This window comes from Pseudarthrobacter sp. TE9888, assembly GCF_056279345.1.
Genome location: NZ_JBWBRD010000002.1, coordinates 2,213,740 through 2,228,299 on the forward strand (window position 1 = coordinate 2,213,740; position 14,560 = coordinate 2,228,299).

The following is a 14,560-nucleotide window of genomic DNA, read 5'->3' on the forward strand; positions in this document are numbered from 1 at the left end:
ATGAACCAGCCAATCCTCACTCCCGCCCTCACCGCGCTGCTCAAGGAATGGCTGCCGCAGCAGCGTTGGTTCCCCGTCAAAACCCCCGATTTCGCCATCTCCCAAGCGGGCAGCCTGGGCCTGGCGGACGCCAGCGGGCACGCGGCCCTGGCCGTGTTCCTCCTCAACGTCACCACCCAGGCGCCCGACGGCGGCCAGCGCACCTCCGTGGTGCAGGTTCCCCTGAGCTTCCGGCCGGCACCGGCCGGAGGCATGGAGCGGGCACTGGTAGGTGAAGCAGCCGGAATGGATCCCACCCGCCCGTGGGTCTACGACGCCGTCCACGACCCCGACTTCGTGGGGGCCTGGCTGGAGCTCATCCGGCAGGAAGGGAAAGCGGACAGCGGCACCGCGACCGGTTTCCGCGTGCAAGGTTCCTACCGCCTGCCCACGGCGAAGGGCGTCGTGAAGGTTCTCTCCGGCGAGCAGTCCAACAGTTCCGTCATTGTGGACGACGGCGAGTCGGCGGCGATGGTGAAATTCTTCCGGGTCCTTTCGGATGGGACCAACCCGGAAATCGAAGTGGGCGCCGCCCTGACCAAGGCCGGGACCTCCGAAGTCCCTGCCACCCTTGGCTGGGTCAGGGGGGAGTGGCTGGCGAACGGCAACCACGCCTCCAACGGCACCGGCCAGGGAACCCGGTACGTCCAGGGCGAGCTCGCGGTGGCCCACGAATTCCTCGCCGGGGGCCGTGATGCCTGGCGGCTGGCCGTCGACGCTGCCCGCTCCGGCACTGATTTCACCGCGGAGGCCAAGGCCCTTGGCGCGGCAACGGCCACCGTGCACAAGCGCCTGGCAGAGGCCCTGGGGCAGTCAACCGGGCCGGGGGCCGGAAAGGGGGCAGGACCAGCTGTTGCACAGCGTGTCCGGACCGCCTGGGCCGAAGCGCGTGCCGCCGTCGGACCTTACGACGATGCCCTGGACGCCCTGCTGGCGAACCTGGACAAGACCCCCACCGGGCCACTGCAGCGCATCCACGGCGACCTCCACCTGGGCCAGATCCTGCAGGTCACCGGCCAGTCGGGGGACGGGTCCCGCTGGGCAATCCTTGACTTCGAAGGCGAACCCCTCCGGCCCATCGCCGAGCGCAACGTTCCGGATGTGCCGCTGCGCGACGTCGTAGGGATGCTGCGGTCGTTCGACTACGCCGCGGGGGCAGCCCAACGCGAGCAGGAAGGTGCACAGGTGCCGGACAGCTGGGTTGACGACTGCGCCGACGCCTTCCTCGCCGGGTACGCCGCCATCATTCCCGGAACGGTGGACCGGACCTCACCGCTGTTTGTGGCATTGTGGCTGGACAAGGCACTGTACGAAGTTGTTTATGAAATGCGTAACAGGCCCGACTGGGTGGCGATTCCAGTAAACGCCTCCAGGCGGATCCTGGGCAGTAACGGTGCCGGCGACTCCGCCGGCGCAGCATCGGAAGGTAACGAAATGACAGGCTCAGCACGAACTGACCGCCCGGGGGTGCCCCTGCCCGTGGATGAAGGCACCCTGGGCAGGATCGCGAACGGCGAACACCACGCCCCCCACTCCGTCCTGGGCGCGCACCTGGACGACTTTGGGCATGTCACCATCCGGACCGTGAAGCACCTGGCCGAGGCAGTCACCGTGGTCACGCGGGCCGGCGAAATTCCCATGGAACACGAGGCCCACGGTGTATGGGTTGCGGTCCTGGAACCACTGGAACAGGGGCATGTTCCCGACTACCGGCTCTCGGTCACCTACCCGGGCAAGGACCCCGTGACCGTCGATGAGTCCTACCGCTACCTGCCCACGGTGGGCGAAGTGGACCTGCACCTCATCGGCGAAGGCCGGCACGAAAAACTGTGGCAGGTGCTTGGCGCCCATGTCCGGCACTACAAGTCCGGGCTGGGGGATGTCAACGGTGTCTCCTTCGCCGTATGGGCCCCCAACGCGCAGGCCGTCCGCGTCAAGGGCGACTTCAACGCCTGGGACGGACGCGAGCACTCGATGCGCTCCCTGGGTTCCTCCGGCGTCTGGGAAGTGTTCATCCCCGGCGTCGCGGCGGGGGCCTGCTACAAGTACGAAATCCTGACGCGGGGCGGCTACTGGGTTGAAAAGGCCGATCCGCTCGCCTTCGGCACCGAGGTCCCGCCCCTGACCGCCTCCAGGGTGGTGGAACCGTCCTACGCCTTCAAGGACGACGAATGGATGGAGGCACGGGCCAAGCGTGACCCCCACAACTCCGCCATGAGCGTCTACGAGGTCCACCTCGGGTCCTGGCGCCTGGGCCTTGGCTACCGCGAACTCGCCCAGGAACTGGTGGAGTACGTCAAGTGGCTCGGTTTCACGCATGTGGAGTTCATGCCGGTCGCAGAGCACCCGTTCGGCGGTTCCTGGGGTTACCAGGTCACGTCCTACTTCGCGCCCACCTCCCGGTTCGGACACCCCGATGAGTTCCGCTACCTGGTGGACGCCCTCCACCAGGCCGGGATCGGCGTCCTGCTGGACTGGGTTCCCGCGCACTTCCCGAAGGACGCCTGGGCGCTGGCAAAGTTCGACGGCGAGGCCCTCTACGAGCACTCCGACCCGGCGCTTGGCGAACACCCGGACTGGGGCACCTTGATCTTTGACTTCGGCCGCACCGAGGTCCGCAACTTCCTGGTGGCCAACGCGCTCTACTGGCTGGAGGAGTTCCACATCGACGGCCTGCGCGTGGACGCGGTAGCTTCCATGCTCTACCTCGACTACTCACGCCAGGAGGGCCAGTGGCGGCCCAACCGCTTCGGCGGCAGGGAGAACCTTGAGGCCATCTCCTTCCTGCAGGAAGTCAACGCCACGGTCTACAAGACCCACCCGGGCGCCGTCATGATCGCCGAGGAATCCACGGCCTTCCCCGGGGTCACCGCCCCGACCAGCCACGGCGGCCTGGGCTTCGGCCTGAAGTGGAATATGGGCTGGATGCACGATTCACTCAAGTACATCTCCGAGGACCCCTACAACCGCAGGTGGCACCACGGGACGGTGACGTTCTCCCTGGTGTACGCGTTCACGGAGAACTTCCTGCTGCCCATCAGCCATGACGAGGTTGTCCACGGCAAGGGCTCCATGCTCCGCAAGATGCCCGGTGACCGCTGGCAACAGCTGGCGAACCTCCGCGCCTTCTTTGCTTACCAGTGGGCGCATCCGGGTAAGCAGCTCATCTTCATGGGCACCGAGTTCGGCCAGGAAGCGGAGTGGTCCGAGCAGCACGGCCTTGACTGGTGGCTTGCAGACATCCCGGCCCACCGGGGTCTGCAGCTGCTGACCAAGGACCTCAATGAGCTCTACGCATCCACCCCCGCCCTGTACACCCAAGACAACGTTCCGGCCGGCTTCCAGTGGATCAACGGGGGAGATTCGGACCGCAACGTCCTGTCCTTCATCAGGTGGGACGCCGACGGTAACCCGCTGGTCTGTGCCATCAACTTCTCCGGCGCACCGCATGTCGGCTACACCCTCGGGGTTCCGACGGCCGGGGCCTGGACAGAGGTGCTCAACACGGACCACAGCACCTATGGCGGATCCGGCGTGCTGAACGAGGGGGAGCTCAAGGCAACGGATGACGGACAGGATGGCCAGCCGGCCACCCTGACCGTTACGCTTCCCCCGCTAGGTGCGGCGTACTTCAAGCCGGGAACATCAACGGCTGGCTGACCCGTCCGGCCGGTGAACTGCGAAAGGCCCGGAATCCGTGTGATTCCGGGCCTTTCGGCTGCCTGTGGCGACCCCAAGTGGGGCCGACTGGCGAACCGGGAAGAGTGGTGGTACAGTTTATTTCCGCGCTGCTCCACGGAGTCAGACGGAAAACCGATCCCCCAAGCATACGCTTTGGATGGTCGCGGACGCCGGTTTGACACGCGGAACGTCAGCGGGTAAGTTTGAAAAGTTGCTCCGGAGCGATCCTGAACGTGAGTGTTTGGGTGGTGCCGGGTGTGTCTGTTGTTTGAGAACTCAATAGTGTGCCAAGTTTGTTGATACCGATTATGTATGTAATTGGTTGATTGTGCCGAATCGTGCCGCCCCTGTGGTGTGGTTTGGTGTTTTTAGCTGGTTTCAAATTTTGTGCAGCCTTTGTCGCCGTTATTTCCGGTGGTTTTGGTTGTGTCTGTTTTACTTCAACGGAGAGTTTGATCCTGGCTCAGGATGAACGCTGGCGGCGTGCTTAACACATGCAAGTCGAACGATGATGCCCACTTGTGGGTGGATTAGTGGCGAACGGGTGAGTAACACGTGAGTAACCTGCCCTTGACTCTGGGATAAGCCTGGGAAACTGGGTCTAATACCGGATATGACCTTCCATCGCATGGTGGTTGGTGGAAAGCTTTTGTGGTTTTGGATGGACTCGCGGCCTATCAGCTTGTTGGTGGGGTAATGGCCTACCAAGGCGACGACGGGTAGCCGGCCTGAGAGGGTGACCGGCCACACTGGGACTGAGACACGGCCCAGACTCCTACGGGAGGCAGCAGTGGGGAATATTGCACAATGGGCGCAAGCCTGATGCAGCGACGCCGCGTGAGGGATGACGGCCTTCGGGTTGTAAACCTCTTTCAGTAGGGAAGAAGCCGCAAGGTGACGGTACCTGCAGAAGAAGCGCCGGCTAACTACGTGCCAGCAGCCGCGGTAATACGTAGGGCGCAAGCGTTATCCGGAATTATTGGGCGTAAAGAGCTCGTAGGCGGTTTGTCGCGTCTGCCGTGAAAGTCCGGGGCTCAACTCCGGATCTGCGGTGGGTACGGGCAGACTAGAGTGATGTAGGGGAGACTGGAATTCCTGGTGTAGCGGTGAAATGCGCAGATATCAGGAGGAACACCGATGGCGAAGGCAGGTCTCTGGGCATTAACTGACGCTGAGGAGCGAAAGCATGGGGAGCGAACAGGATTAGATACCCTGGTAGTCCATGCCGTAAACGTTGGGCACTAGGTGTGGGGGACATTCCACGTTTTCCGCGCCGTAGCTAACGCATTAAGTGCCCCGCCTGGGGAGTACGGCCGCAAGGCTAAAACTCAAAGGAATTGACGGGGGCCCGCACAAGCGGCGGAGCATGCGGATTAATTCGATGCAACGCGAAGAACCTTACCAAGGCTTGACATGAACCGGAAAGATCTGGAAACAGGTCCCCCACTTGTGGTCGGTTTACAGGTGGTGCATGGTTGTCGTCAGCTCGTGTCGTGAGATGTTGGGTTAAGTCCCGCAACGAGCGCAACCCTCGTTCTATGTTGCCAGCACGTGATGGTGGGGACTCATAGGAGACTGCCGGGGTCAACTCGGAGGAAGGTGGGGACGACGTCAAATCATCATGCCCCTTATGTCTTGGGCTTCACGCATGCTACAATGGCCGGTACAAAGGGTTGCGATACTGTGAGGTGGAGCTAATCCCAAAAAGCCGGTCTCAGTTCGGATTGGGGTCTGCAACTCGACCCCATGAAGTCGGAGTCGCTAGTAATCGCAGATCAGCAACGCTGCGGTGAATACGTTCCCGGGCCTTGTACACACCGCCCGTCAAGTCACGAAAGTTGGTAACACCCGAAGCCGGTGGCCTAACCCCTTGTGGGAGGGAGCTGTCGAAGGTGGGACTGGCGATTGGGACTAAGTCGTAACAAGGTAGCCGTACCGGAAGGTGCGGCTGGATCACCTCCTTTCTAAGGAGCACCTACAACAACCCCGCCAAGCCGCATGGTTTGTGTGGTGGTGTTGTCAGGAAGCAAGCCCGTTGCGCAGGCGATTGTCCTGCGGCGGGTGCTCATGGGTGGAATATCAACAAATAGGTGCCTGGTGGCACGGATCATTGATCAGTACGGATTCCTTCGGGGGTTCAGGAACGTTGTGTGGTCTGGTGTTCCGGGTAGTGTTTGGCACACTGTTGGGTCCTGAGGCAACAGGGCCGGGGTTTAGGTCCCGGGTTTGTTTGTTTCTGGTTTCCCTGTCATGACGGTCTGCGCGCGTTTTGTGTGTGGGGTGTGTGGTGTGGGGTTGTTGTTTGAGAACTACATAGTGGACGCGAGCATCTTGTATAAGAAGCAATTTCCAAGAATATGAACCTGGATCTGGTTCGTGTGCCTTTTGGGTGTGCGGGGCAGTTTCTGTGGTTCTCTCGAGTGTTTTTTGTTTTTGATCTTTGTGGTCAAGTTTTTAAGAGCACACGGTGGATGCCTTGGCATTAGGAGCCGAAGAAGGACGTAGGAATCTGCGATAAGCCTGGGGGAGTCGATAACCGGACTGTGATCCCAGGGTGTCCGAATGGGGAAACCCCGCCAAGCGCGCGAGTGACTTGGTGACCCGTACCTGAACACATAGGGTGCGTGGGGGGAACGCGGGGAAGTGAAACATCTCAGTACCCGCAGGAAGAGAAAACAATAGTGATTCCGTTAGTAGTGGCGAGCGAACGCGGATCAGGCTAAACCGTTCCATGTGTGATAGCCGGCGGGCGTTGCATGGTCGGGGTTGTGGGACTTTCCATACCAGTTCTGCCGGGCTGGTGGGGTGTGATGTGCGCGCATAGGTGAACGGTTTTGAAAGGCCGGCCAGAGAGGGTGTTAGTCCCGTAACCGTAATGTGTTTGTACCGCCTGTGAGAGTATCCCAAGTAGTACGGGGCCCGAGAAATCCCGTGCGAATCTGTCAGGACCACCTGATAAGCCTAAATACTCCCTAATGACCGATAGCGGACCAGTACCGTGAGGGAAAGGTGAAAAGTACCCCGGGAGGGGAGTGAAACAGTACCTGAAACCGTGTGCTTACAATCCGTCGGAGCCAGTCTGATTCTGGTGACGGCGTGCCTTTTGAAGAATGAGCCTGCGAGTTAGTGTTACGTCGCGAGGTTAACCCGTGTGGGGCAGCCGTAGCGAAAGCGAGTCTGAATAGGGCGTGTGAGTGGCGTGATCTAGACCCGAAGCGAAGTGATCTACCCATGGCCAGGTTGAAGCGACGGTAAGACGTCGTGGAGGACCGAACCCACTTCAGTTGAAAATGGAGGGGATGAGCTGTGGGTAGGGGTGAAAGGCCAATCAAACTTCGTGATAGCTGGTTCTCCCCGAAATGCATTTAGGTGCAGCGTTGCGTGTTTCTTGCTGGAGGTAGAGCTACTGGATGGCTAATGGGCCCTACAAGGTTACTGACGTCAGCCAAACTCCGAATGCCGGTAAGTGAGAGCGCAGCAGTGAGACTGTGGGGGATAAGCTTCATAGTCGAGAGGGAAACAGCCCAGACCACCAACTAAGGCCCCTAAGCGTGTGCTAAGTGGGAAAGGATGTGGAGTTGCCCAGACAACCAGGAGGTTGGCTTAGAAGCAGCCACCCTTAAAAGAGTGCGTAATAGCTCACTGGTCAAGTGATTCCGCGCCGACAATGTAGCGGGGCTCAAGTACACCGCCGAAGTTGTGGCATTCACATATGTTCCTAGCCTTCGTGGTTCAGGAGTGTGGATGGGTAGGGGAGCGTCGTGTGGGCAGTGAAGCTGCGGTGTAAACCAGTGGTGGAGCCTACACGAGTGAGAATGCAGGCATGAGTAGCGAAAGACGGGTGAGAAACCCGTCCGCCGAATGATCAAGGGTTCCAGGGTCAAGCTAATCTGCCCTGGGTAAGTCGGGACCTAAGGCGAGGCCGACAGGCGTAGTCGATGGACAACGGGTTGATATTCCCGTACCGGCGAAAAACCGTCCATGTTGAACAGGGGATACTAACCGCCCGAGACCTGCCCGACACCCCTTGTGGGTGAAGGGTTTTGGTGGAGCGCGGGACCTGATCCTGGGAGGCAAGCGTATTAACAGGTGTGACGCAGGAAGGTAGCCGAGCCGGGCGATGGTTGTCCCGGTCTAAGGATGTAGGGCGAGTGGTAGGCAAATCCGCCACTCATGGTGCCTGAGATCTGATGGGACCCCCGTTTGGGGGGATTTGGTGATCCTATGCTGCCGAGAAAAGCATCGACGCGAGGTTTTAGCCGCCCGTACCCCAAACCGACACAGGTGATCAGGTAGAGAATACTAAGGCGATCGAGAGAATTATGGTTAAGGAACTCGGCAAAATGCCCCCGTAACTTCGGGAGAAGGGGGGCCCCAACCTTGAACGGACTACGCGTCCGGGAGGGGATCGGGGCCGCAGAGACCAGGGGGAAGCGACTGTTTACTAAAAACACAGGTCCGTGCGAAGTCGCAAGACGATGTATACGGACTGACTCCTGCCCGGTGCTGGAAGGTTAAGAGGACCGGTTAGCCTCACGGCGAAGCTGAGAATTTAAGCCCCAGTAAACGGCGGTGGTAACTATAACCATCCTAAGGTAGCGAAATTCCTTGTCGGGTAAGTTCCGACCTGCACGAATGGAGTAACGACTTCCCCGCTGTCTCAACCATAAACTCGGCGAAATTGCAGTACGAGTAAAGATGCTCGTTACGCGCAGCAGGACGGAAAGACCCCGAGACCTTTACTATAGTTTGGTATTGGTGTTCGGAGTGGCTTGTGTAGGATAGGTGGGAGACGTTGAAGCCCGGACGCCAGTTCGGGTGGAGTCATCGTTGAAATACCACTCTGGTCACTTTGGACATCTAACTTCGGCCCGTAATCCGGGTCAGGGACAGTGCCTGATGGGTAGTTTAACTGGGGCGGTTGCCTCCTAAAAAGTAACGGAGGCGCCCAAAGGTTCCCTCAGCCTGGTTGGCAATCAGGTGTCGAGTGTAAGTGCACAAGGGAGCTTGACTGTGAGAGAGACATCTCGAGCAGGGACGAAAGTCGGGACTAGTGATCCGGCGGTACATTGTGGAATGGCCGTCGCTCAACGGATAAAAGGTACCTCGGGGATAACAGGCTGATCTTGCCCAAGAGTCCATATCGACGGCATGGTTTGGCACCTCGATGTCGGCTCGTCGCATCCTGGGGCTGGAGTAGGTCCCAAGGGTTGGGCTGTTCGCCCATTAAAGCGGTACGCGAGCTGGGTTTAGAACGTCGTGAGACAGTTCGGTCCCTATCCGCTGCGCGCGCAGGAAATTTGAGAAGGGCTGTCCTTAGTACGAGAGGACCGGGACGGACGAACCTCTGGTGTGTCAGTTGTACTGCCAAGTGCACCGCTGATTAGCTACGTTCGGATGGGATAACCGCTGAAAGCATCTAAGCGGGAAGCTCGCTTCAAGATGAGATTTCCATACACATTTATGTGTGAGAGGCCCCCAGCCAGACCACTGGGTTGATAGGCCGGATGTGGAAGCGAGGACTAACGACTCGTGAAGCTGACCGGTACTAATAGGCCAACAACTTACACCACACAGAAAAACATTCTGCTTGCGTCCACTATGTGGTTCCCAACCAACAACCCCGTCAACACACGGGGCACGGCAGGAACCAACAACTAAATACAACACCACCCCCTGCCCACAGGCAGGGACGTTGTAACCACAAGATTTCCCAACCCTGCGGGGTTCGGGTACAAGGGTTACGGCGGTCATAGCGTGGGGGAAACGCCCGGTCCCATTCCGAACCCGGAAGCTAAGACCCACAGCGCCGATGGTACTGCACCCGGGAGGGTGTGGGAGAGTAGGTCACCGCCGGAACATCATTACAGAAGGGCCCTGACAAGGAACGTCAGGGCCCCTCGACATTTAAAGCCTCCCCCACACCGAAGGACCGCCAAGCACCCGCGGGTAGGATTGACCCTCATGAGCAGTATCTTCAGCCACGCCCAGGACCCCTCCCAAGACGAGAGCCGGCAGGCTTCGGATCCCTTGGAGCCAGTAGTGAACACCGTCCTGGTCCCGGGTCCTGTGGCCCGCGCATTCGCCGGCTTCACCGACCACGCGCACTTGTGGTGGCCTCTGGAAAAGCACGGTGTCTACGGGGCAGGTTCCTATGTTGAATTCGAGGAGAACCTCATCCTGGAGACGGCTGACGATGGCCGTACCAGCATCTGGGGAACGCTGGACGACTGGCAGCCGCCGCTGTCCTTCCACGCCACCTGGCACCCCGGGACCACGGCGCTGTGGTCCACCGAGCTGCTGGTGGTGTTCCGGGCCGTCGACTCGGGAACGGAGGTCCGGGTATTCCATGAAGGGTGGGAAGGCGCCGAGGACCCTGCTGCCGTCCGTGGGGAATACGTGGACGCCTGGCCGCTGATCCTGGAGAGGTTCGCACGGTTCATGGGTGCCGCCGCATCAGAAGATGGCGCTGCGCCCGAAGACCAGCCCTAGGCCTGCCGTCCCGCAAGGTCCGGCGGTACCGCGGTGCTGTGGCGGATCACGAATTCCGTGGGGTATTCCTGGTCCTGGGCTGCCGTAGCTGCCGGGCCGCCGTCGGAATCCCCGCCGGCCCCTTCCAGCAGCGCCAAGGCCGTGGCTGCCGCAAGCCTTCCCTGTCCGCGGGGATCCTGGCTGACGGTGGTCAGGCCGAACGTTTCGGCCAGCTCGTGCCCGTCAATGCCCACTACGGAGAGATCTTCCGGGACCCGAAGCCCAAAGTCGCGCGCGGCGAGCATGATGCCCACCGCCATTTCGTCGGACGCTGCAAAAACGGCAGTAGGACGCTCGGCGGACGTCCCCAGGAGCCGGCGGCCTGCTGCGTAGGCGCCCTGGATGGTGAAGTCGGCAGTTGCATGCCACTCCTGCCGGAATTCCAGTCCCGCTCCTGCCAGGGCCGCGGTGAAGCCCTCCTGCCGAAGCTGGGGCAGCCTGAAGTCCCTGGTCAGCCCGGCGTCCCCGGTGATGTGCGCAACCCGGGTATGCCCCAGGCCAATCAGGTGGCGGGTGGCCATCATGGCCAGGCCCTTGTCATCAATCCGGATGGTGGATGCTCCGCGCAGGGCACCACCGATGCCCACAATCGGACGGTGCACGGCCAGCAGTTGGCCGATTTCCTCCTCGCTGAGCACCAGTGCCACGGCGATTACCGCGTCCAGGCGCTTCCGCAGCAGGAAGTCCGTCAGGATGCTGTTGCGCCTCTCCGGCTGCTCGCCCACGTTGTACAGCGTCAGGTCGTAGCCGGCATCGAGCAGGGTTTCGGAGACCCCTTCCAGTACCGATGAGAAGTACCAGCGCTGGACGTTGGGCACCACCAGGCCGATGTTGTGGTTCCGCCCGGACGCGAGGCTCGACGCATGGTAGGAGGGGACGAATCCGAGCTCCCGGGCGGCTTCCTGGGCCAGCCGGCGGCTCCTGGAAGAGACGTTGGACTTGCCGCTCAATGCCCGCGAGACCGTGGCAACGGACAGGCCTGCCCGGCTGGCAACTTCTTTGATGCCTGCCATCGTCAGAAAGCTGCTGCGGCGTCCGGTCCAAGCTGAATCCACGCGGTCTCACCGGAGGCAAGGGCGTGGCCCGCGCCCGCGGGCAGGCTGCGAATGAGGACGTTGCCTGCCGGCATTTCCAGCGGCTCGTGGTTCAGGTTCATAAGCACCAGCGTAGTGCCGTTCACGTAGCCCAGGGAGGAACCGGTGCACCGGTCCTCTGCCCATGACAACGACCCGCGGCCCAGGTCCAGTCCACGCCGGCAGGCCAGTGCGTCGCGGTACAGGGAGAGGTGCGACGCCGGCGATTCCGCCTGCAGGTCCCTCGCCAGTGCTTTGAAGGAGGCAGGGATGGGCAGCCAGGGATCGCTTCCCGAGCCGAATCCCAGGTGCGGGTCCTCGCCGCGCCACGGCAGGGGAACCCGGCAGCCGTCGCGGCCAAGCCGCTGCCCGCCGGTGCGGGCGAACGTGGGGTCTTGGCGGAGATGGTCCGGAATCTCGATTCCGTCAGGCAGCCCCAGTTCCTCGCCCTGGTAAAGATAGGCTGCACCGGGCAGCCCCAGCATGAACATCGAGGCAGCGGCCGCGCGGCGGCGGCCAAGGTCATGGTCCGGCTGGTGGTCTGCCGGGCCTATGCCGTCCCCGTCCCGCGGACCCAGCCCGTTGTAGCCAAACCGGCTCGCGTGGCGGACCACGTCATGGTTCGAAAGTACCCAGGTGCTGGGGGCGCCCACGCCGTCAAGGACGGTCAATGAGTCGGAGATGACCGAGCGGAGCCGGTAAACGTCCAGGCCTGCGTGGAGATAGGGGAAATTGAAGGCCTGGTGCATTTCATCCGGCCGGACCCACTGGGCAAGCCGGTGGAGGTCCACGCTGGCCTCGGCACAGAGAATGCGGTCGGGTCCGTATTCGTCCAGGAGCAACCGCCACTTCCGGTAGATGTCATGGACGCCGGGTTGGCCGAACATGGGCGCCTCGTGGCCTGGATAGCCGTCGCTGCTGCCGCCGTCCGCGCGTCCGCCCCAGCCCGGCAGTCCCGGAGCCTTGACCAGAGCGTGGGCCACGTCCACCCGGAAGCCGGAAACGCCGCGGTCCAGCCAGAACCGGAGCACCCGCTCGAACTCTGCGTGGACGGCCGGGTTGTCCCAGTTGAAATCCGGCTGCGAGGAGTCGAAGAGGTGCAGGTACCACTGACCAGGCTGGCCACTCTGCCCTTCCACCTGCGTCCATGCAGGTCCGCCGAAGTGGGACTGCCAGTTGTTCGGCGGTTCCTGCCCGTCGGAACCGGTCCCGTCACGGAAGATGAACATGTTCCGCTCCGGGCTTCCGGCAGGCGCTGCAAGGGCCGCCTGGAACGCGGGATGCTGGGCGGAGCAGTGGTTGGGGACCAGGTCCACGATCACCCGCAGGCCCAGGCGGTGGGATTCGGCCATCATGACGTCGAAGTCGCCGAGCGTGCCGAAGATGGGATCCACGTCGCAGTAGTCGCTGACGTCGTAGCCGGCATCCCGCTGCGGGGACTTGAAAAAGGGAGACAGCCACACGGCGTCGACGCCCAGGTCTGCCAGCTGCGGCAGTTCTTCGGTGATCCCCGCGAGATCGCCAATGCCGTCGCCGTTAAGGTCACGGAATGACCGGGGATACACCTGGTAGATCACCGCGGAGCGCCACCAGCCAGGGATGGTGTCAGCAGGGTGGATGAGCGTCAGGGGACCCGCTGAGGTGGAAGTGTCCTGGGTCACAGTTTCGACAGACATGCAAGCCAGCATAACGGCGAAGCGCCAATTTAATGAAAACGCTTCCATAAATGTTTCCGAACCTTAATTCCGGGATGCGGCCCAGCGGCAGGGGTGGAACTGGAAGCGATTACAGAGAAGAGAACTCCCGGGTTCCGCCTGCTGCGCACCTAGACTGGGAAGGTATGTCCGACGACGGATGGAGGCTTTGTGGGAAGCATCGTTGACGAGCTGGAAGCCATCCTGGCACCTGGCCAGGTGGTCACGGGCGAGGTCCCGCTCCGCCGGTACGCGGTGGACCAGGCGCCAGTGATCGACTTCCAGCTTCCGCTGGCCGTGGTGTTCCCCGAATCGGTGGCCGACGTGCAGGCGGTAGTGAAGGCCTGCGCGGACAGTGGCGTGGCGATCGTGCCCCGGGGAGCCGGCACGGGCGTCTCCGGCGGTGCCCACGCCACCGCCAACTGCATTGTCCTCTCCCTGGAGCGGATGGACCGGATCCTCGCCCTGAACCCGGACGACGAAACAGCTGTGGTGGAGCCCGGCGTCGTGAACGCCGTGCTCAACGAGGCCGCCGTGGAGCACGGCCTCATGTACGCGCCGGACCCTGCCAGTTTCCGGAGCTCCACAATCGGCGGCAATGTGGCCACCAATGCCGGCGGCCTGCGGTGTGCCAAGTACGGGGTCACCAGGGACTCTGTCCTGGCGCTGGACGTCGTCCTGGCGGACGGCTCTCTCATCCACACCGGCCACCAGACCTTCAAAGGCGTGGCCGGCTACGACCTCACCGGACTCTTCGTGGGATCCGAAGGCACACTGGGGATCGTCGTCGGAATCACGGTGCGGCTGAAGTACCTGCCCCGGGAAGTGCACACCGTCGCGGCCTTCTACCCGGACTTCAGGCTTGCCGCTGCCGGCGTCTTGGCGGTGGGAAGGGCCCGCGTCCAGCCCGCCATCATGGAGCTGCTCGACGGCGGTACGCTGGCCCAGCTCGACGACATCCACGGGTCCGACCTCGCTGCCCGCGGGAAATCGCTGCTGCTGGTCCAGACCGACGGGTTTGGGGCTGCCGCCGAAGCGGAGGTGGTGCGGCAGGTCCTGCGCGACGGCGGGGCCACGGTCACCACGGAGGCCAGCGCCGAAGCGGAGCGGCTGGTGGAGCTGCGGCGGCACAGTCGCGGCACGGAGGTGGACGACGAGTACCGGGTGGGCGAGGACGTCGCTGTTCCCCGCTCCCGCCTGGTGGACTACGTTGCGGAGCTCGAGGCCATGGCCGCCGCCCAGCAGGTGCACCTTAAGGTGGTGGCACACGCCGGGGACGGCAACCTGCACCCCACGTTCTGGATCGACAGGCAGGGCCAGGACGTGGAAGCCGGCGCCATGGAGCGGCTCCAGGTGGCCCTGGACGAGTCCATCACCGTGGCCCTGGCCATGGGCGGAACCATCACGGGAGAGCACGGCGTAGGCCAGTACAAGCTGCGCTGGCTGGGCCAGGAGCAACCGGAGCCGGTCCGGGAACTCCAGCGCAGGATCAAGGACCTGTTCGATCCTGCCGGAGTCCTCAACCCCGGAAAGGCCATCTAG

At 62.2% G+C, this 14,560-nt stretch carries 5 protein-coding genes and 3 rRNA genes; 6 read left to right on the top strand and 2 right to left on the bottom strand.

Going from position 1 to position 14,560, the window contains the following annotated elements:
* From ACZ9J7_RS10990 to ACZ9J7_RS11010, 5 genes are all read left to right on the top strand, one after another.
* On the top strand, nt 1-3,699 hold the full coding sequence (locus ACZ9J7_RS10990) for a 1,4-alpha-glucan branching enzyme (RefSeq protein WP_476209334.1): 3,699 nt from the start codon (nt 1-3) through the stop codon (nt 3,697-3,699).
* Between the two features lie 461 nt (nt 3,700-4,160).
* Nucleotides 4,161-5,684 (top strand): 16S ribosomal RNA (locus tag ACZ9J7_RS10995).
* 480 nt (nt 5,685-6,164) lie between these two features.
* Nucleotides 6,165-9,293: ribosomal RNA gene (locus ACZ9J7_RS11000) — 23S ribosomal RNA — on the top strand.
* Between the two features lie 169 nt (nt 9,294-9,462).
* A 5S ribosomal RNA gene (gene rrf, locus ACZ9J7_RS11005) occupies nt 9,463-9,579 on the top strand.
* Together the 16S, 23S and 5S rRNA genes form the textbook arrangement of a ribosomal RNA operon.
* 105 nt (nt 9,580-9,684) lie before the next feature.
* The gene (locus tag ACZ9J7_RS11010; RefSeq protein ID WP_476209335.1) at nt 9,685-10,212 is read left to right on the top strand and encodes an SRPBCC family protein; all 528 of its coding nucleotides are present in this window, start codon (nt 9,685-9,687) and stop codon (nt 10,210-10,212) included.
* Here ACZ9J7_RS11010 and ACZ9J7_RS11015 read toward each other — a convergent pair.
* On the bottom strand, nt 10,209-11,264 hold the full coding sequence (locus ACZ9J7_RS11015) for a LacI family DNA-binding transcriptional regulator (RefSeq protein ID WP_476209337.1): 1,056 nt from the start codon (nt 11,262-11,264) through the stop codon (nt 10,209-10,211). The two genes, ACZ9J7_RS11010 and ACZ9J7_RS11015, sit on opposite strands and share 4 nt — an antisense overlap.
* Before the next feature lie 2 nt (nt 11,265-11,266).
* The gene (locus ACZ9J7_RS11020) at nt 11,267-13,000 is read right to left on the bottom strand and encodes a glycoside hydrolase family 13 protein (RefSeq protein ID WP_476209339.1); all 1,734 of its coding nucleotides are present in this window, start codon (nt 12,998-13,000) and stop codon (nt 11,267-11,269) included.
* 189 nt (nt 13,001-13,189) lie between these two features.
* Between ACZ9J7_RS11020 and ACZ9J7_RS11025 the strand changes: the two genes are divergently transcribed.
* Nucleotides 13,190-14,560: an FAD-binding oxidoreductase gene (locus tag ACZ9J7_RS11025; RefSeq protein ID WP_476209341.1), complete on the top strand. Its 1,371-nt coding sequence runs from the start codon at nt 13,190-13,192 to the stop codon at nt 14,558-14,560.